This is a genomic window from Stenotrophomonas sp. AS1 (assembly GCF_048957655.1).
Classification (GTDB): domain Bacteria; phylum Pseudomonadota; class Gammaproteobacteria; order Xanthomonadales; family Xanthomonadaceae; genus Stenotrophomonas; species Stenotrophomonas bentonitica_A.
In genome coordinates, this window is record NZ_JARVXM010000010.1 from 169,554 (window position 1) to 187,674 (window position 18,121).

Here is an 18,121-nt window from a genome sequence, read left to right on the forward strand (position 1 = left end):
ATCCCCCTTTTTTATCTCACTGCCGCGTAAAACGGCGGTGTTTCGGAGTTCCCCATGTCCCAAGATTCCACCACGCCGCTGCGGTTCGCAGATCTCGGCCTGTCCGACGCTGTCATGCAGGCCGTCGCCACCGTCGGTTACGAAACCCCCTCGCCGATCCAGGCCGCCACCATTCCGGCGATGCTGGAAGGCCGTGACGTGCTGGGCCAGGCCCAGACCGGTACCGGCAAGACCGCCGCCTTCGCGCTGCCGGTGCTGTCCAACCTCGATTTCAACCAGACCAAGCCGCAGGTGCTGGTGCTGGCACCGACCCGCGAACTGGCCATCCAGGTCGCCGAGGCGTTCCAGACCTATTCCTCCGGCATCCCCGGCTTCCGCGTGCTGCCGGTGTACGGCGGTCAGCCGTATGGCCAGCAGCTGCAGGCCCTGCGCCGTGGCGTGCACGTCATCGTCGGTACCCCGGGCCGTGTGATCGATCACCTCGAGCGCGGCACCCTGGACCTGTCCGAGCTGAAGACGCTGGTGCTGGACGAAGCCGATGAAATGCTGCGCATGGGCTTCATCGACGACGTCGAAGCCGTGCTGAAGAAGCTGCCGGAGACCCGCCAGGTCGCCCTGTTCTCGGCCACCATGCCGTCGCAGATCCGCCGCATCGCGCAGACCTACCTGAAGAACCCGGCTGAAGTCACCATCGTCAGCAAGACGACGACCTCGGCCAACATCCGCCAGCGCTACTGGTGGGTGAGCGGCATGCACAAGCTGGACGCGCTGACCCGCATCCTGGAAGTGGAACCCTTCGACGCGATGATCATCTTCTCGCGTACCAAGGCGGCCACCGAAGAGCTGGCCGAGAAGCTGCAGGCACGTGGCCTGGCCGCGGCCGCCATCAACGGCGACATGCAGCAGGCCCAGCGCGAACGCACCATCGGCATGCTCAAGGAAGGCAAGCTGGACATCCTGGTGGCCACCGACGTGGCCGCCCGTGGCCTGGACGTGGAGCGCATCAGCCACGTGCTGAACTACGACATCCCGTACGACACCGAAAGCTATGTGCACCGCATCGGCCGTACCGGTCGTGCCGGCCGCACCGGTGACGCGATCCTGTTCGCCACCCCGCGCGAAAAGGGCATGCTGCGTGCGATCGAGCGCGCCACCCGCCAGCCGATCGAAGAAATGCAGCTGCCGAGCGTGGATGCGGTCAACGATACCCGCATCACCAAGTTCATGAGCCGCATCAGCGATGCCCTGGATGCCGGTGGTACCGAGTTCTACCGCGACCTGCTGCAGAAGCTGGAAGGCGAGAAGAACGTGCCGGCGATCGACATCGCCGCTGCACTGGCCAAGCTGCTGCAGGGCGATTCGCCGTTCCTGCTGACCCCGCCGGTGCGTGGTGCCCGTGAAGAGCGTGCGCCGCACCAGCGCAACGAGCGCAGCAACGACCGTGGCGAGCGCCCGGCCCGTTTCGAGCCGCGCTTCGAGCGTGGCCCGCGTCGTGAAGACGACCGCGGCCCGCGCCCGCCGCGTCCGGAAGGCGACTTCGGCAACAGCGAAGGCGGCTTCGAGCGCGCACCGCGCCGTGACATCGCCCCGCGCGGTGCCGCCGAGCCGGGCATGGAAACCTTCCGCATCGAAGTGGGCCACGTGCACGGTGTGAAGCCGGGCAACATCGTCGGCGCGATCGCCAACGAAGCCGGGCTGGAAAGCCGCTTCATCGGCCGCATCGACATCCACGACGACTTCTCGGTGCTGGACCTGCCGGCCGAAATGCCGCAGGACCTGCTGACCCACCTGAAGAAGGTGTGGGTCTCGGGCCAGCAGCTTCAGATGCGCAAGGTCGAGCCGGGTGAAGACCTGACCCCGTCGCCGCGTCCGGCGTTCAAGCCGAAGTTCGGCCAGGGCAAGCCGCGTGGTCCGGGTGGCCCGCGCAGCGGTCCCGGCGGCAACGACCGTCCGCCGCGCCGTGATGGCTTCAAGCCGCGCGGTCCGCGCAACTTCTGATCCCCCCTCGGGTGATCGACGCGACGCCAGCCTCCGGGCTGGCGTCGTCGTTTCCGGCCCCCACGTCCCTGGCCACCGGTTTCGCGCCGTCTCAACAACACTGGCCCTAGCCTGCGGGTTGGACCATGCTCCAATGGAATGAGTTTCCACATCCGCAGCCCCGGGGGGATCGGCGATGTATGGAGGTCGCAGGGAGAGTGGCGGCACCGCGATACCGTATTCCATGCGGGGCCTGACCCTGCGCTTCGTGCTGTTGACCGGCATGGCCATCGGCCTGGTCGGCATTTCCGCCCTGATCCAGGAGCTGCAGGCGGCCTCCACCGCATGGATCATGGGCCAGAGCCACTGGTCGCGCGGCCAGCAGCAGGCCACCCACGCGCTGTCGCGGTACATCACCTCGGCCGATCCGGCCGATCTTGCGCTGACCCGGCAGGCGCTGCGGGTGCCGCTGGGCGACCTCACCGCCCGCCGTGCACTGGAACAGGCCGCCCCGGACATCGCTGCCGCACGCCGGGGCTTCATCGAAGGCGGCAACGCCCGCGGCGACATCAACCGGTTGATCCTGTCGTATCGCTACCTGCGCGATCAGCCGTATTTCCGCGACGCGGTGCGCCTGTGGCGCGACACCGACGACGATCTGCTGCAGCTGGTGGCCATCACCGACCGGGTCCAGGCCGGACACGCCGCCGGCAGCCTGACCCCGGCGGTACAGCAGGCACTGCTGCGCCGGGTGCAGGCGCTGGACGTGGACATGCAGAACCAGGCGCGGGCGTTCTCCAGCGCGTTGCTGCATACCGCGGCGATGGTGCGCATGACCACCTTCATCGTCGGGGGGCTGTCGGTGCTGGCGATCACGCTGATCGCGGTGCTGCTCGCGCGGCGCGTGCGCAACGACCTGACCGAGCAGGAAAGCCGGTTCCGCGCGGCGTTCTACCAGGCCACGGTCGGCATGCTCAAGCTCGACGAGGAGGGCGGCATCATGGAGGCCAACCAGGCCATGGCCGATATCCTCGACCATCGCCGTGAGGCGCTGCTCAGCCTGTCGCTGGCCGATCTGCTGGTGGAGGGGGAACTGGTTCTGGACGAGCGCGGCCGGATCGACTGGCCACGCCAGCTGCGCCCGGGCGAGCTGCGCTTCCTGCGCGCCGATGGCAGCCTGATGTGGGGGCGCTGGAGCGGGACGGTGGTGCATACCCGGGCGCGCGCGCCGGCGGTGTTCGCGCTGGTGGAGGATGTCTCGCAGAACCATGCGCTGGCGCGGGAAGTGGAACACCACGCCAGTCATGACCCGCTGACCGGGCTGATCAACCGCCGCGAGATCGAGCGGCTGCTCGATCAGGCGCTGGTGGCGGTACGCGCCGAGGGCGGGATCCACTCGCTGTGCTACATCGATCTGGATTACTTCAAGCTGGTCAACGACGGGCTCGGCCATGCCGCAGGCGACCAGCTGCTGCGCAGTTTCGCCGATTACCTGGTCGGCGCCGTGCGCGATGGCGACTGGGTGGGCCGCCTGGGCGGGGACGAGTTTGCCCTGTTCCTGGCCAACGCCGGCCAGGACGAGGCCAAGCAGGTGCTGCAACGGGTGATCCGCACGCTGGGCCAGGTCAGCCTGCATCACGGCGACGGCGCCCCCCGGGTGAGCTGCAGCGTCGGCGTGGTGGAAGTGACTGCCGAGGCACCAGATGTGAACTGGCTGATGAGCGCGGCCGACAGCGCCTGCTATGCCGCCAAGGAGGCCGGTCGCAACCGTGTGCATTGCTACAACGAAAGCCGCATGGCGCTGGACGAACGTCGGCGCGAAGCCGAGCGCCTGGCCAATGTCTCCAGCGCGATGGCCGAGAACCGCATGCTGCTGTATGCCCAGCGCATCGAGCGGGTCGGCGATCCGGAGTTCCTGCATTACGAAGTGCTGGTGCGCATGCGCAGCCCGGAGGGTGCCCTGCAGGGGCCGGCCGAGTTCATGGGCGCGGTGGAACGTTACGGCATGGGCATGGCGCTGGACCGGCACGTGTTGTCGCTGCTGTTCCGGCATCTGCAGGTGTGCCCGAGCCACGTGCAGCAACTGGGCCTGTGCAACGTCAACGTGTCGGCGCAGTCGATCGCCGAGCCCAGCTTCCTGGCCTTCGTCACCGATCTGCTGGAACGCAACCGCGGCCTGGCCCGCAAGCTCTGCTTTGAAATCACCGAAACCGCCGCGGTCAGCAATCTGGCCCAGGCGCGTGCCTTCATCGACGCGGTCAAGGCGCGCGGCTGCCGCATGGCGCTGGATGATTTCGGCTCCGGGTTGTCCTCGTTCGGCTATCTGCGCCAGTTGCCGGCGGACATGCTCAAGATCGATGGCGTGTTCGTGCGCGACATGAACGTGGATCCGGTCAACCGCGCCGCCGTGCGCGCGATCACCGAGGTGGGCCGCGAGCTGCACATGATGGTCGTCGCCGAGTGGGTCGAATCGGCGGTGGTGGCCGACCAGCTGGCACAGATGGGCGTGGAGGGTTTGCAGGGGTATGCGATCGAGCGCCCGATCCCGCTGGAGCGGATGACCCAGCTGGCGATACGGCCGGTGCGGGCGGGCCTGTCCTCCGACGCCTGGCGGGGCATGCCATGATGCGATAATCGCCGTCGACGGTTCCGGACACGGTGTGCGCGGACGAACACGGGCGGGCAGGACGCAGGTGTGAGCAACGGGGTCGGTGACTCAATCGGGTGGATGGCGTTCGCGCTGGTGCTGCTGTGGCTGTTGCCCTGGAGCCTGCAGGCGGCGCCGCGCGTGGGGCAGGACTTCCTGTTGCTGGGCGGGGCCACCGATGAGGTGACGCCGCAGCGCGCCTGCGCGCCGGATGTACTGGCACGCCACCAGGAAGTCCTCTCGATCCCGGCGCCCGCCGCCGGCTGGTCGGGCAAGCCACAGGCCGTGGACGTATTCGGGGTCCTTACCGGCGAGGTCCGCATCAGCCATGGCGATCGCGAGATCTGCGGCAGCATGCACGATGCCCGCACGCGCGATTCGCGCTTCCGGGCCGGGGTCGGGTTGGTGGTGGTGCCCAAGGCCGGCGATCACGAGCCGATCGTGGTGTCCTGGACCCGGCCGCTGAAGCCGCGCTGGGTACCGACCATCCAGCTTGGCGCGCCCAGTCCGGTGCAGCAGAACGACACCGCCCGGCTGCTGGTGCGCGCAGCCTGCATCGCCGTGGCGATCGCCCTGGCGCTGTCTGCGCTGATGGGCTGGGCCACCACCCGCGACCGGTCTTTCCTGGTGTATGTCGGCGCCTGCGTTGTGTTCGTGCTCTGGCAGGCGGTGCTTGGCGGGCTGAGCGGCTATCCCGAGCCGTGGTTGCCGGTGTACGACCGCGCCTCCTGGTGGCTGATCGCACTCACTGCGTTCAGCCAGGCCTTGCTGCTGCCGATCCTGTGGCGCCTCACCGGCGGTGACCGGCGCTGGCCGCGCTCGCGTCCGGCCCAGCACCTCGTGCTGTGGGGCCTGATCGCGCTCGGGCTGAGCGTGCCGCTCTGGGGGCTGGACGGGCTGAGCGCCGGGGCGGCAGCGCTGGAAGGCAGTTTCCTGGTCGTCTGCACGCTGTGCCTCGGTGCGGGCCTGTGGGGGCTGTGGCGGGGCGATGCGCATGCGCTGCCGGGGCTGGCCGCGCTGGCCCCCTGGTGGATCATGATCGGGGCCGACGCGCTGGACGCGCGCTGGCTGGTGGCCTATCGGATCGAAGCGCTGCAGTTGTCGGCCACCTGGTTCTTGATGATGGCCGCCTACGCCCTGAATCTCCGGCTGGGCAGGCTGCGCCGCCAGCGCGATGAAATGCGCCAGCTGGCCGACACCGACGTGCTCACCGGCCTGCCCAACCGTCGCGCCGGCCTGCGCCTGCTCGCGCAGTACCTTGAACGGGCGCGCCAGCAGCCGCATGCGCTGGCGATCGGCTTCCTGGACATCGATCTGTTCAAGGACATCAACGACCAGTTCGGGCATGAGGTGGGCGACCAGGTGCTGGTCGCGGTGGCGCGCGCGCTGCGCGGCTCGGTGCGCAACCATGACGATGTGATCCGGATGGGCGGTGAGGAATTCCTGGTGCTGCTGCCCGGTGCCGGCCATGCCGCGGCCGTGGCCCGGCTGGAGACGGTCCGTCAGCAGGTGGCGGCGGTGACCCAGACGCTGGGCATCCCGGGCCTGACCGTCTCGGCCAGCATCGGCCTGGCGGTACTCCAGCCGGGCAGCGACGATCTGGCCGGGTTGCTGCGCCGGGCCGACCACGCCATGTACTGCGCCAAGCGCAACGGCCGCAACCAGATCCACGACGGCGAACGCACCACGACCGCCGGCGATCCATTGCCGGCCTGAACCACCGGCACGTGGAAAAACGCAGCGGCGGCCACCTTTTGCCCGATAATGGGCCGATGACAACCCGACTCAACAAGCATATCGCCGATACCGGCTTCTGTTCCCGCCGCGAAGCCGACCGCCTGATCGGCGAGCGCCGCGTCACCGTCAACGGCCATCCGGCCGGTACCGGTGCGGTGGTGGGCGAACAGGACGTGGTGCTGGTCGACGGCCAGCCGCTGCGCGCCCGTGAAGCGAAGAAGGCCGGTGGCCGCAAGCACGTCTATATCGCGCTGAACAAGCCGGTGGGCATCACCTGCACCACCGAAAGCTCGGTCAAGGGCAACATCGTGGAGTTCGTCGGCCACGAGCAGCGCATCTTCCCGATCGGCCGCCTGGACAAGGATTCCGAAGGCCTGATCCTGCTCACCAGCAACGGCAACATCGTCAATCAGATCCTGCGCGCCGAAAATGGCCACCAGAAGGAATACATGGTCGCGGTCAACAAGGCCGTCACCGATGAGTTCCTGCGTGGCATGGCCCGCGGCGTGCGCATCCGTGACGAAGTCACATTGCCGTGCCGGACCAGCAAGCTGGCCAAGTTCGGGTTCCGGATCACCCTGCAGCAGGGCCTGAACCGCCAGATCCGCCTGATGGCGGCTGCGTTCGGCTTCCGGGTCACCCAGCTGCGCCGCGTGCGCATCGACAACATCAAGCTCGGGGCGCTCAAGCCGGGCCAGTGGCGCAACCTCACCGACGCCGAGCTCAAGGGCCTGCTGCCCAAGCAGCTGGACTGGTGATGCTGTGCGTCACGTGATGGCGCGATACTCGGGCTAGACTGCGCAGGCACACGCTACTGCCTGCCACGATGATCAAGCCGTCCAAGCCGGACAATGAAGCGCAGCGCCTGCTGGCGCTGCAGCGCTACCAGATCCTGGATTCCCCCCGCGAGCGGTCGTTCGACGATCTGGTCACGATCGCCACGGCGTTGTGCGGCACGCGCATGGGCGCGGTCACCCTGGTCGACCAGGACCGCCAGTGGTTCAAGGCGCGCCAGCTGCTGGAGGCGGCCGAAACCAGTCGCGACATCTCCTTCTGCGGCCACGCCATCCTGCAGCCGGACCAGGTGATGGTGGTCGAGGATGCGCGCAACGATCCGCGCTTCTTCGACAACCCGGTGGTGGTCGATGACCCGCATGTCCGCTTCTACGCCGGTGCGCCGCTGCTGAGCAGCGAGGGGCTGCCCCTGGGCACCCTGTGCGTGTTCGATGCGGCGCCCCGGCAGCTCAGCCCGGGCCAGCGCGACGCGTTGTCCGCGTTGTCCCGGCAGGTCTCGCTGGTGATGGAGCTGCGCCGCTACGCGCACGAGATACAGCAGCACATGACCGACCGCGCCTGGTACGAGCAGCGCCTGGCCGAGTACAACGAACTGCTGGAACAGCAGAACGCCGACCTGGCCGAACAGAGCCGCACCGACCCGCTCACCGGCCTGCCGAACCGCCGTGCGATGAGCACTGCGCTGGAAGCGGCGGTGGTGGACGGCGACGGCCAGCCACGCGCCACGGCCGTCGCCTTGCTGGACATCGATCACTTCAAGACCGTCAACGATCTTTACGGCCATGCCACCGGCGATCACGTGCTGGCCGAACTGGCCCGGCTGCTGCGTGCGCATTTCGCCGGGCACGGCCTGGCCGCGCGTTACGGTGGCGAAGAATTCGTAGTGCTGATGCCCGATACGCCGCTGGCCACCGCTGAGCTGCAGTGTGATTTCCTGCGCATGGCGGTGGCCGACCTGCCACTGGGCCTGCCGTTGACGATCAGCATCGGGGTGGCCGCGCACCGCCACGGCGATGCGATCGAGCAGACCCTGGCACGGGCCGACGCGGCGTTGTACCGGGCCAAGGGCGAGGGCCGCAACCGGGTCCTGCGCGCCGACTGAAGCGCACGGCCTATCCCTGGCGTGCCGGGTGTTGGCCGGTACGCGCGCTCAATCGGCGATGTTGCGCGCTTCCGAGGTTGCCAGGATTTCCGGGTGCTGCACCTTCCGGCGGCGGTTGAGCAGCGGGTGCAGGAACACCGCCCCGACGATGATCGCCACGCCGGCGTAGAACAGCGGCGTCAGCTCACGCTGCTCGCTGAGCAGCACCATCGCCAGCAGGATCGCGTAGACCGGTTCCAGATTGGTCACCAGCTGGGAGGTGTAGGCGCTGATGTGGCGCAGCGCGACCAGCGCCAGCGCAAACGGCAGCAGCGTGCAGAGACCGGCCAGGGCCAACAGCAGCAGGCCGTCGTGCAGATCCGGGATCACCCACAGGTCGCTGGCCAGCGCCGGCAGCAGGAAGGGCAGCACCGGCGCCAGCAGGGTCAGGGTGAGCGTGCCCGCGCCGAGTTCCAGCGCGGTCACGGTGAGCGGGTCGGCATGGCTGACCAGGCGCTTGTTGAGCGAGCCGAACACGGCCACCAGCAATGCCGACAGTGCGCCGATCAGCACGCCCAGGCGCATGCCATCGGGAACGCCCCCCACCACCAGTGCGACGCCGGGCAGCACCAGGATGCCGAAGGCCAGCTCGCGGAACTGGAAGGGTCGCTTGGCCACCCACGGTTCGATCACCGCCGTGAACACCGGCGCCAGCGCGATGCAGGTCGCGGCCACCGAGGCATTGGCCAGTTTCACGGCGCCATAGAAGGTGAGCCAATGCAGCGCGACCAGCGCGCCGACGCCGCAGTACCCGGCGACCAATCGCGGCGAGAGTTGCCGCAGCCCGCGCCACACCCGTGGCACCAGCGCCAGCATGGCCACCACCAGCAGCATGCGCCACCACACCAGGGGCAGGGCGGGCAGGGTGATCAGCTTGCCGAGGATGGCGGTGACGCCCCACAGCAGCACACAGAAATGGATTTGCAGCAGGGCTCTGCGGGTATCGGTCATCGGCATCGGCGTATTGTGCGACAAGCCGCGACGTGGCGGACGCCTTCCACGTGATCTTTTCCGGGCCGTGGCATCCTGCGCCCATGACACCTCTGCAAAGCGATTCCCTTGCCCCCTCAACGCCACCCGCGCTGCGCGCCTGGGCCGGCCTCACCGCCGTGGTCGCAGTGGCCTCGCTGCTGCTGCAGTATCACCTGCTGCTGCGCATCCCCGGCACGGGTGCAGCGGAGGCGACGCTGCGCTACCTGGGCTACTTCACCATCCTCAGCAACATCGGGGTGGCCGTGGTCTGCGTTGCCCTGGCCTGCGGCCGTCGCACTGGCCTGGCCGCGCCGGTCCCGCGCGTGGCAGTGGCGCTGTTCATCGGCATCACCGGGTTGATCTACGTGATCATCCTGCGTCCGCTGTGGCACCCGCAGGGTGCGCAATGGTGGGCCGATGCCGGCCTGCATTACGCGGTGCCCGTGATGTATCTGCTGGGCTGGCTGGCCGGGCCGCACGGCCGGCTGCCTCGGCGCGGGCTGGCCGGCGTTCTGGCGATTCCGATCGTTTACCTGGGCTGGGCGCTGCTGGTCGGGCGGCTCAGCGGACAGTACCCGTACCCGTTCCTGGACCTGGGCGCGCTGGGCATCGGCTTGGTCGCGCGCAATGTGCTGGCCGTGGCGGTGGTGTTCATTGTGGCCGGTGCCCTGCTGTGGTGGCTGGATGCGGCGCTCGCGGCGCGCCGCCGGCAGCGGTGAAGGATCAGCCGCCGCCGAGCTGCCGCAGTTGGTCGCGCAGAGCCATCGCCGCGCCGGGATTGCGCTGCTTGGCGGCGCCAATGAACAGCACATAGACCTCGCGCGGCGACTGCGCGGGCACGTCGGCGGCGAGGTGGGGCAGGTCTGCATTGTCCTCGCCGCGCGCCCAGCGCATCGCACGCAGGCACCACTGCTCCATCGCCCGCGCTGGATAGCCGGCACGCAGGTTGGCGCGTGAGCGCATCAGCCGCGCATAGATGAAGTCCGCGGTCGGGTCGGCGAAGCTGGGGTAATCGTCCGAGCCGCTGAACACCAGCGCGGCGCCGTGGGCCCGGGCAGCAGCCAGCAGTTCCGGTGTCCAGGCAGCCGGGTTGCGCACCTCCAGCGCGTGCTGCAGGCGCTCGCCGCCAACCTTGCGCGGAAGCATGCCCAGGAACGCATCGAACTCGGCCGCGGCGGCCGGGTGGTTTTCGCCGAACTGCCAGATCAGCGGCCCCAGCCGGTCCTCCAGCGCGCTGATGCCCTCGATGAAGCGCTCGGCACGTTCGCCGACGGTGGTCAGGTCATGGGTCTGGGTGATCGTGCGCGGCGCCTTGGCCGAGAAGCGGAAACCCTCGGGCGTCTGTTCGCGCCACTGTGCATAGATGGCAGGCTTCTGCGCGCGGTAGAAGGTGCTGTTGATTTCAATGCAGCCGAGCTGCTCGCTGGCATAGGCCAGCTCTTCGCGCTGCGGCAGCCCGGCCGGATAGAAGGTGCCACCACGCCACGCCGGGAAGACCCAGCCGCCGATACCGGTGCGGATGATGCCGGGCGGTGCGCTCATGCGCCGCCCGCGTGGCCGGCCCACGGGTCGTAGCTGCCGAACCACCACAGGTAGCCCTCCGGATCGCGGCAGGCATAGCCACGGCCGCCATAGGGCTGGTCGGCGATGTCGATCACGATCCGGGCGCCGGCGGCAACCGCGCGCGCATGATGCGCATCCGGATCGGCCACGATCACGCAGGCCGTCTGGGTCTGGCGGCCGTCAACCTCATCGGGGTGCACGCTGTAGCGGCCCCATTCGCTGGCGTTGTCGACCGAGCCGAGCATGATCATGCCGTGGCCATACACCAGCTGGGCGTGGTGGACGATATCGCCCTCGGCGTACACCGCCTGTTGCTGGAACCCGAACGCGCGCTGCAGCCAGGCAATGGCGGCGTGTGCATCGCGGTAGCGCAGGCAGGGAATGATCGTGGCGGTGGTCTGCGCGGGCGCGGTCATGGCGGGCCTCCTTCTGGCACAGGCGAGCCTGATCCGGCCCGCGTTACCATCGTGCGAAACCGGGGCATCGGCACCTTCGACGCCCCCGCCACACGCAACCGGAGACACTGCTTGAACACATCCTGGATCGGAGGCGCCGTGCTGCTCGCATGCGCACCCTTGGCATCGGCCGCCGTGCCGGCCGAACTGCAGCGGCTGGACGCCACCATCGAACGGGCCCGCGCCGAGTTCGACATCCCCGGCATCGCCGTGGCGGTGGTCAAGGACGGCAAGGTCGTGATGGAACGCGGTTACGGTGTGCGCGAGCTGGGCAAGCCGGCGCCGGTCCAGGCCGACACGCTGTTCGCGATTGCCTCCAACACCAAGGCGTTCACCGCGACCTCGCTGAACCTGCTGGCCGAGCAGGGCAAGCTGAAGATGGACGATCGCGTGATCGATCATCTGCCGGGCTTCCGCATGTCCGATCCGTATGTGACCGGTGAAATGCGGATCCGCGATCTGCTCTCGCATCGCAGTGGCTTGAGCCTGGGCGCGGGCGACCTGCTGTTCTGGCCGACCACCTCCTACAGCAACAAAGAGGTGGTGCAGCGTCTGGGCAAGGTGCCGCTCAAGGCCGGGTTCCGCGATCGCTACGCCTACGACAACATTCTCTACGCGGTCGCCCAGCAGGTGATCGAACAGGTGTCCGGGCAGACTTATGCGGACTTCCTGCAGCAGCACATCTTCACCCCGGTGGGGATGCGCGGCACACGTTACAACGCCGATCATCTGCAGCCCGGCGACAACGCCGCGGTCGGTCATGCCAAGTACGATTTCAGCCAGCTGCGCACCGTCGCCCCGCTGACCTGGTCCAACAATGCCGGCGCCGGCGGCATCTATTCCAGCGTGCATGACATGGCGCGCTGGATGAACGTGCAATTGGCCCAGGGCACGCTGGAGAACGGCCAGCCGCTGTTCACCGCCAAGACCCAGCAGGCGATGTGGCAGATGATCACCCCGCAGGTCGTGCCCGAGCCGAGCGTGCCGCAGCTTGCGGCGGCACGGCCGAATTTCGCCGGTTATGGCGAGGGCTGGAGCCTGAGTGATTACCGTGGCCAGAAGCTGGTCTGGCACACCGGCGGCTGGCCGGGCATGGTCTCGCGCGTGACCCTGGTGCCGGAGCACAAGCTCGGCATCGTGGTGCTGACCAACCAGGAAGTGGGTGCCGCCTTCAACGCAATCACCATGGAAGCGCTGGATGCCTACCTGCAGGCGCCGGCCACCGACTGGGTCGCCGCCTATGCGGCAGCCGTGGCCAAGTCGCAGGAGAAGGCGGACGAGGGCTGGGCCAGGCACCAGGCGGCGCGCGATGCGAAGTCCACGCCGTCGCTGCCGCTGGCACGCTACGCGGGCGGTTACCGCGATGCGTGGTACGGCGACGTATTCGTTGAACAGCAGGGCGGCAAACTGCGCCTGCGCTTCGGCAGGACCGCGCAGTTGATCGGGACGCTGGAACATTGGCAGCACGACACCTTCCTGGTGCGCTGGGACGACCGCTCGCTCAATGCCGATGCCTTCGTGAATTTCAGCCTGGATCCGGACGGCAAGGTCCGCGAGGTGCGCATGCAGGCGGTGTCGTCGCTGACCGATTTCAGCTTCGATTTCCAGGACCTGCTGCTGACCCCGATCGCGCCGGAGACCAAGGGCTGAACCCCGTCGCCGGCGTGTGATGGAGGTGAGAGTAAAAGGGCAGGCCGCGGTGGGATAATCGCGGCCTGTTTTGTTTTCGGTGCACTGCGATGTTCCGCTGGTTCGAATCGCTGATTCCGGTTTTCCCGCCGATCGATGGGCGCATGCCGCCGCGCAAGGTGGTGCCGTTCTACATCCACTATCTGCGTCCGGTGTGGCCGGTGCTGCTGGCCACGTTGATCGCCGGGCTGCTGCTGGCGCTGGTGGAAGTGGCGATGTTCGATTTCCTGGGCCGCATCGTCGACATGGTCGCCGAGCAGCCAGGCAGCGACTTCTTCGCCCGGCATGCCAACACGTTGATGTGGATGGCCGGCATCACCCTGATTGCGCGGCCGCTGCTGGTCTCGCTGCACAGCCTGCTGGTCAACCAGGCGATCGTGCCGGGGTTGAGCAACCGCTCGCGCTGGCTGATGCACAACTACGTGGTGCGGCAGAGCCTGAGCTTCTTCCAGAACGATTTCGCCGGCAGCATGGCCAACCGGGTCATGCAGACCGGTACCTCGCTGCGCGAATCGGCCGTGCAGATGGTCGATTCGCTCTGGTACATCATCGTCTACACCGGCACCGCGCTGTACCTGTTCGCGCAGGCCGACTGGCGGCTGATGATTCCGCTGGGGCTGTGGATGGCCGGCTATGCGGTAATCATGTGGTACTTCGTGCCGCGGGCCAAAGAGCGCGCGTGGATCGCCTCGGAGGCGCGCTCCAAGGCGATGGGCCGCATCGTGGATGGCTACACCAACGTGCCCACGCTGAAGCTGTTCGCCCATGGCGGCCGCGAGCAGGCCTACGTGGCCGAGGCGATCGACGAACTGGCGGTCAAGCACCGTGGCCAGACCCGGGTCACCACCGGGCTGGAAGTCACCATCGCCATCGTCAACGGCTTCCTCATCGTGGGCACCTGCGGCCTGGCGCTGTGGCTGTGGAACGGCGGGCACATCACGGTCGGTGCGATCACCCTGGCCACCGGCCTGGTGATCCGCATCCACAACATGTCCGGCTGGATCATGTGGACGATCAACGGCATCTTCGAGGATATCGGCACGGTGCAGGACGGCATCACCACCATATCCCAGCCGCTCACTGTGCAGGACCGCGCCGATGCCGTGCCGCTGGTGGTCAGCCAGGGCGCCGTGCATTTCGATCACATCCATTTCCACTACGGCAAAAGCGGTGGCGTCATCGCCGGGCTGGACCTGCAGGTGAAGCCCGGTGAAAAGATCGGTCTGGTCGGCCCCTCCGGTGCCGGCAAGTCGACCCTGGTCAATGTGCTGCTGCGGCTGTACGACCTGGAGAGCGGGCAGATCCGCATCGACGGCCAGGACATCGCCGGCGTGACCCAGGAAAGCCTGCGCCGGCAGATCGGCGTGGTCACCCAGGACACCTCGCTGCTGCACCGCTCGATCCGCGACAACCTGCTTTACGGCCGCCCGGACGCGACCGAGGAACAGCTGCATGCCGCGGTGGCCAAGGCACGGGCGTCGGCCTTCATCGACACCCTGCGTGATGGCGAAGGACGGCAGGGTTACGACGCGCACGTCGGCGAACGCGGGGTGAAGCTGTCCGGTGGCCAGCGCCAGCGCATCGCGATCGCGCGGGTGCTGCTCAAGGACGCCCCGATCCTGGTCCTGGACGAGGCGACCTCGGCGCTGGATTCGGAAGTGGAAGCGGCGATCCAGGACAACCTGGACGAACTGATGACCGGCAAGACAGTGATCGCGATCGCGCACCGGTTGTCCACGATCGCGCGCATGGACCGGCTGGTGGTGATGGACCAGGGCCGCATTGTGGAGACCGGCACGCACGCCGAACTGATCGCGGCCGGCGGCTTGTATGCCCGTCTGTGGGCGCGGCAGACCGGTGGATTCGTGGCCGCCGACGCGTAACCCTCGATTCACCCACGTCGCACTCGCCCCACGTGCCCGTTACCTGCATCCACGGGCGCTGTGCAGATAAAGAAACGGCCCGGGTCACCCCGGGCCGTTTGCCTGTCTGACGAGGAACCAGGCAGTACTTACTCGATCGGCTGGTCCAGCATCAGCTGGCGCGCGAAACGCACCGGCGGCGCGCCGTAGGACAGCATCTGGTCGTGGTAGGCCTTCAGGTTGAACTTGGCCCCCTGCTTGTCCTGCACGGCCTTGCGCGTGTCGAAGTGCTCCTGCGCACCGACGAAGTAGGTGGGCAGCTGCGCGGAGGTCAGCTGCGCACGCACCCACTTGCCCGAGGCTTCGCTTTCCTGCTGGAAGGCGTCGTGGGTCATCAGGTGCATCGCCTGCTCGCGCGTCCAGTTGTCCACGTGCACGCCCTGGTCCAGGATCGCGTTGGAGATGGTGCGCAGGTAGAACTTCAGCTGCACCAGGTGGAACAGCGGATCGTTGTCCAGGTAACCCTGTTCCTGCATCATCCGCTCGGTGTAGACCGCCCAGCCTTCGGCAAACAGGCCCGAACGCAGCACCGCGCGCAGCGTAGAGGGGAACTTGCCCGAGTGCCAGCCTTCCAGGTAGTGGCCCGGCGTGCCTTCGTGGATGCTCAGCAGGTGGATCATGCGGCTGTTGTATTCGCGCAGGAACGAATCGACCTGCTTGTCGGTCCAGTCGTCGGGAATCGGCGAGACCGCGTAGAAGGTCTTCAGGTTCTTGTCGAGCGGGCCCGGCGAATCGCAGTAGGCCACGGCCACGCCGCGCTGGAATTCCGGCATCAGGATGATGTCCACCGGTGAATCCGGCAGCGTCATCAGGTCATGCTTGCGCACGAATTCGGTGGACTGTTCCAGCGCGGCCTTGGCGTCTTCGACGACCTTGTCGCGGGCCGGTTTGTCGGCATAGGCCAGCTCCAGCGCGGCTTCGATCGCCGCCTGCTGCTGCTCGTCACTCGGGTTGGCCGGCAGCGCCGGGGCGCCCGGCTTGTCCTTGAGCACGGTCTGCGCGATGCCGTACATGTCCTGCCGCACGCGCTTGAGTTCGGCACGCGCGCGCTCGCCGATCTCGGCACGCGACAGCGAGGAGTTCAGCGCGAACTTGAGCTTCTGGTCATACAGGTCCGCGCCGATGCGGAAGTCGCCCTTGGCATTCGGCACCAGGGTCTTGTCCAGCCAGGTCTGCTGCTCCTCGACGGCCTTCTTCAGGCCCTCGATCGCCGCCTGCAGGCGCTTCTGGTCTTCGGCCGGCAGCTCACCGATATGCGGGGTGATGAAGGTATCGACGATGCTCAGGATGCCGCGGTTCTGCTTGGCCACGGTTTCGGCGTGGATCTTCGGCACGCGGGCCGGGTCCAGGTTCTCACGGGCCTGGGCGAAGATCTTCGGCAGCTTCTCCATGCGCGCGGTGGCCGACTTCAGGCGCTCGGGCAGCGGCGCGAACTCACGCGCCATCAGGCCGTACAGCGCGCTGCCGGCCATGCCGTTGTACATCTGCGGGTCCCACTTCGGCGACTGCAGCACTTCGGCGGTCCAGACTTCGGACTGCAGCTGGTTGCGCAGGATCGCCGCGTCCACCTGGTTCTCGCGCGAGAGCTTGCTCACGTCGATCTTGTCCAGATCGGCGAGCAGGGCCTTGTACGCGGTCAGCACCTTCTGCTGGCCGGCGGCGCTCAGGTCATCGATCTCGCTGTCATAGCGGTGGTCGCCGATCTGCGTGGCGCTGATCGGGGACAGCTGCATCCAGGTGTCCAGGGCGCGCTTGGACAGATCGGCGAAGGCCGCATCGACCGCGGCATCGCCGGCGGGGGCAGCCGCTTCGGTGCCGGTGGCGGGCGCAGGGGAGTCGGCCTGCTGGCAGCCACCAAGGGCGGCGATCAGGGCGAGGGCAAGCAGATGCTGGCGCATCGGTGTTCCTGTACTGGGGACAATCCCCGAGCATAGGGCCGATGGCCCCCGTTGTCCCCGTGCCATTGGATTACCATGCGCCGTGAAGATCACCGTATTGACTGGAGCTGCACTGTGACTGGATGGACACGACGGGCCCGCGCCGGGCTGGCAGGGATGCTGTTGTTGGGCCTGGTGGCCTGTGGCCGCGGCGGACAGGATTACGCGGCCGATGCGGCCGCCGGGGCGGTCGCCTCGCCGGAGGGTGCGTTCCTGGCCTATGAACATGACATCCGCATCCAGCTCGATGCCAAGCGCATCAGCGAGCGGGTCAAGGCCGTGTCCGACGCGTGCCAGAGCAACCGGTTCGGCGACTGCGCCGTGCTGCAGGTGGGCGAAGAGGGCGGTGAGACCCGCTCCGGCTCGATCCGCGTGCGCATCGCGCCCAAGGGTGTCGAGCCGATCATCGCCCTGGCCGGTGAAGGCGGCGATGTGGCCTCGCGCAATACCCATGCCGAAGATCTTGCCCAGCAGGTGGCCGATACCGCGCTGACCCAGGCGCGGCTGCAGAAGGAGCATGCCCAGTTGCAGGCGTACCAGCAGCGCAGCGACATGAAGGTTGCCGATCTGTTGGCGGTCTCACAGCGCATGGCCGAGATTGAAGCGGGGCTGGAGCAGGCCAACAAGGACGCCGCGCAGCAGCGTCGCCGGATCGATACCCAGCTGGTTACGATGCGCTTCGAAGGCCCGGCCGGGCAGCGCAGCCGCAGCGAGATCGGCAAGGCGGTCAGTGAGTTCGGCTCCATCGTCACCACCAGCATCGCGTTCGTGATCCGCGCGGTTGCCGCGCTGCTGCCGGTTGGTGTGGTGGCCTGGGCAGTCGGTGCCGTGGTCGTGGCGCTGTGGCGCCGCCGCAAGCGACGCAAGGCTGCGGCGGCCGCACGCTGAGCCTGCCTGTCGTGCCGCGCGTGACAGCGCGGCACGACGGTCGAGTCAGCCTTCGTCCTGCTCGTATTCCACGAAGACGTCCAGCTCCAGCGCCAGTTCCTGCACGGCGTCGCGCACGCGCTGGGCGCCGAGCGCATTGCCGACTTCCACTTCCAGTTCGTGGGTGCCCGGGCCGATGTCATCGGACAGGCCGGCCGAGCTGGAATCGTCGTCGTCCATGTGCGGCATCAGGTCGTCGGTTTCTTCGACGTGTTCGATCCCCTCGATGCTCTGCAGCAGGTCGGTTATGGCACGCGCATCGTCTTCGGTGCCGGTGATTCGCAGTCGCAACAGGGCCATGGGGTGAGCCTCGGGGAAAGGGACTCCAGCCTAGCCAGCGGTCGGAAAAGGTCGGGTGA

General features: G+C 67.8%; 14 protein-coding genes. 9 read left to right on the forward strand and 5 right to left on the reverse strand.

All coding sequences use genetic code 11. The features are described from left to right. The first annotated feature begins 54 nt into the window (after positions 1 to 54). The 5 genes from PV764_RS19675 (at position 55) to PV764_RS19695 (ending at position 8,258) form a co-directional block, all read left to right on the forward strand. Positions 55 to 1,998, forward strand: coding sequence for a DEAD/DEAH box helicase (locus PV764_RS19675; protein ID WP_399622278.1), 1,944 nt, complete (start codon positions 55 to 57; stop codon positions 1,996 to 1,998). Positions 1,999 to 2,221: 223 nt separating this feature from the next. Then, positions 2,222 to 4,603 (forward strand): putative bifunctional diguanylate cyclase/phosphodiesterase, encoded by a 2,382-nt coding sequence (locus tag PV764_RS19680; RefSeq protein WP_421117381.1) that lies wholly within the window; start codon positions 2,222 to 2,224, stop codon positions 4,601 to 4,603. 102 nt (positions 4,604 to 4,705) lie between these two features. After that, positions 4,706 to 6,340, forward strand: coding sequence for a diguanylate cyclase (locus PV764_RS19685; RefSeq protein WP_399622292.1), 1,635 nt, complete (start codon positions 4,706 to 4,708; stop codon positions 6,338 to 6,340). 56 nt (positions 6,341 to 6,396) lie between these two features. Beyond that, complete coding sequence (locus PV764_RS19690; RefSeq protein ID WP_019184431.1) at positions 6,397 to 7,119, forward strand: pseudouridine synthase; 723 nt, start codon at positions 6,397 to 6,399, stop codon at positions 7,117 to 7,119. Positions 7,120 to 7,187: 68 nt separating this feature from the next. Beyond that, positions 7,188 to 8,258 carry a GGDEF domain-containing protein gene (locus PV764_RS19695; RefSeq protein WP_421117383.1) on the forward strand — a complete coding sequence of 357 codons (1,071 nt, stop codon included), beginning with the start codon at positions 7,188 to 7,190 and terminating at the stop codon, positions 8,256 to 8,258. Between the two features lie 48 nt (positions 8,259 to 8,306). Here PV764_RS19695 and PV764_RS19700 read toward each other — a convergent pair whose 3' ends face one another. Continuing rightward, positions 8,307 to 9,254 carry a DMT family transporter gene (locus tag PV764_RS19700; protein WP_019184429.1) on the reverse strand — a complete coding sequence of 316 codons (948 nt, stop codon included), beginning with the start codon at positions 9,252 to 9,254 and terminating at the stop codon, positions 8,307 to 8,309. A 77-nt stretch (positions 9,255 to 9,331) separates the two neighbouring features. Between PV764_RS19700 and PV764_RS19705 the strand changes: the two genes are divergently transcribed. After that, positions 9,332 to 9,988: a Pr6Pr family membrane protein gene (locus PV764_RS19705; RefSeq protein WP_046272063.1), complete on the forward strand. Its 657-nt coding sequence runs from the start codon at positions 9,332 to 9,334 to the stop codon at positions 9,986 to 9,988. 4 nt (positions 9,989 to 9,992) lie between these two features. On the opposite strand, the gene PV764_RS19710 is transcribed toward PV764_RS19705, so the two are convergent. Beyond that, positions 9,993 to 10,811 (reverse strand): DUF72 domain-containing protein, encoded by an 819-nt coding sequence (locus PV764_RS19710; RefSeq protein ID WP_341986612.1) that lies wholly within the window; start codon positions 10,809 to 10,811, stop codon positions 9,993 to 9,995. Further along, positions 10,808 to 11,248 carry a VOC family protein gene (locus PV764_RS19715; RefSeq protein WP_399622275.1) on the reverse strand — a complete coding sequence of 147 codons (441 nt, stop codon included), beginning with the start codon at positions 11,246 to 11,248 and terminating at the stop codon, positions 10,808 to 10,810. Before PV764_RS19715 ends, PV764_RS19710 begins: the two co-directional genes overlap by 4 nt. A gap of 111 nt (positions 11,249 to 11,359) precedes the next feature. Here PV764_RS19715 and PV764_RS19720 point away from each other — a divergent pair, with 111 nt between their 5' ends. Both PV764_RS19720 and smrA read left to right on the forward strand, forming a co-directional pair. Next, positions 11,360 to 12,937: a serine hydrolase gene (locus tag PV764_RS19720; RefSeq protein ID WP_284128156.1), complete on the forward strand. Its 1,578-nt coding sequence runs from the start codon at positions 11,360 to 11,362 to the stop codon at positions 12,935 to 12,937. A gap of 89 nt (positions 12,938 to 13,026) precedes the next feature. Continuing rightward, positions 13,027 to 14,859: a multidrug efflux ABC transporter SmrA gene (smrA, locus tag PV764_RS19725; RefSeq protein ID WP_046272060.1), complete on the forward strand. Its 1,833-nt coding sequence runs from the start codon at positions 13,027 to 13,029 to the stop codon at positions 14,857 to 14,859. 128 nt (positions 14,860 to 14,987) lie between these two features. On the opposite strand, the gene PV764_RS19730 is transcribed toward smrA, so the two are convergent. Continuing rightward, positions 14,988 to 16,796 carry a DUF885 domain-containing protein gene (locus PV764_RS19730; protein ID WP_421117385.1) on the reverse strand — a complete coding sequence of 603 codons (1,809 nt, stop codon included), beginning with the start codon at positions 16,794 to 16,796 and terminating at the stop codon, positions 14,988 to 14,990. A gap of 156 nt (positions 16,797 to 16,952) precedes the next feature. Here PV764_RS19730 and PV764_RS19735 point away from each other — a divergent pair, with 156 nt between their 5' ends. Continuing rightward, entirely contained in the window at positions 16,953 to 17,723 is a 771-nt protein-coding gene (locus PV764_RS19735) for a DUF4349 domain-containing protein (RefSeq protein WP_421117386.1), read from the forward strand. A 45-nt stretch (positions 17,724 to 17,768) separates the two neighbouring features. On the opposite strand, the gene PV764_RS19740 is transcribed toward PV764_RS19735, so the two are convergent. Further along, positions 17,769 to 18,062: a hypothetical protein gene (locus PV764_RS19740; protein WP_019184421.1), complete on the reverse strand. Its 294-nt coding sequence runs from the start codon at positions 18,060 to 18,062 to the stop codon at positions 17,769 to 17,771. Between the last annotated feature and the right edge of the window lie 59 nt (positions 18,063 to 18,121).

What these genes read in the sequence shown, in the direction of transcription:
- PV764_RS19675 (WP_399622278.1), top strand. Translation starts at nt 55, where the DNA reads ATGTCCCAAGATTCCACCACGCCGCTGCGGTTCGCAGATCTCGGCCTG.
- PV764_RS19680 (WP_421117381.1), top strand. Translation starts at nt 2,222, where the DNA reads ATGCGGGGCCTGACCCTGCGCTTCGTGCTGTTGACCGGCATGGCCATC.
- PV764_RS19685 (WP_399622292.1), top strand. Translation starts at nt 4,706, where the DNA reads ATGGCGTTCGCGCTGGTGCTGCTGTGGCTGTTGCCCTGGAGCCTGCAG.
- PV764_RS19690 (WP_019184431.1), top strand. Translation starts at nt 6,397, where the DNA reads ATGACAACCCGACTCAACAAGCATATCGCCGATACCGGCTTCTGTTCC.
- PV764_RS19695 (WP_421117383.1), top strand. Translation starts at nt 7,188, where the DNA reads ATGATCAAGCCGTCCAAGCCGGACAATGAAGCGCAGCGCCTGCTGGCG.
- PV764_RS19700 (WP_019184429.1), bottom strand. Translation starts at nt 9,254, where the DNA reads ATGCCGATGACCGATACCCGCAGAGCCCTGCTGCAAATCCATTTCTGT.
- PV764_RS19705 (WP_046272063.1), top strand. Translation starts at nt 9,332, where the DNA reads ATGACACCTCTGCAAAGCGATTCCCTTGCCCCCTCAACGCCACCCGCG.
- PV764_RS19710 (WP_341986612.1), bottom strand. Translation starts at nt 10,811, where the DNA reads ATGAGCGCACCGCCCGGCATCATCCGCACCGGTATCGGCGGCTGGGTC.
- PV764_RS19715 (WP_399622275.1), bottom strand. Translation starts at nt 11,248, where the DNA reads ATGACCGCGCCCGCGCAGACCACCGCCACGATCATTCCCTGCCTGCGC.
- smrA (WP_046272060.1), top strand. Translation starts at nt 13,027, where the DNA reads ATGTTCCGCTGGTTCGAATCGCTGATTCCGGTTTTCCCGCCGATCGAT.
- PV764_RS19730 (WP_421117385.1), bottom strand. Translation starts at nt 16,796, where the DNA reads ATGCGCCAGCATCTGCTTGCCCTCGCCCTGATCGCCGCCCTTGGTGGC.
- PV764_RS19735 (WP_421117386.1), top strand. Translation starts at nt 16,953, where the DNA reads ATGCTGTTGTTGGGCCTGGTGGCCTGTGGCCGCGGCGGACAGGATTAC.
- PV764_RS19740 (WP_019184421.1), bottom strand. Translation starts at nt 18,062, where the DNA reads ATGGCCCTGTTGCGACTGCGAATCACCGGCACCGAAGACGATGCGCGT.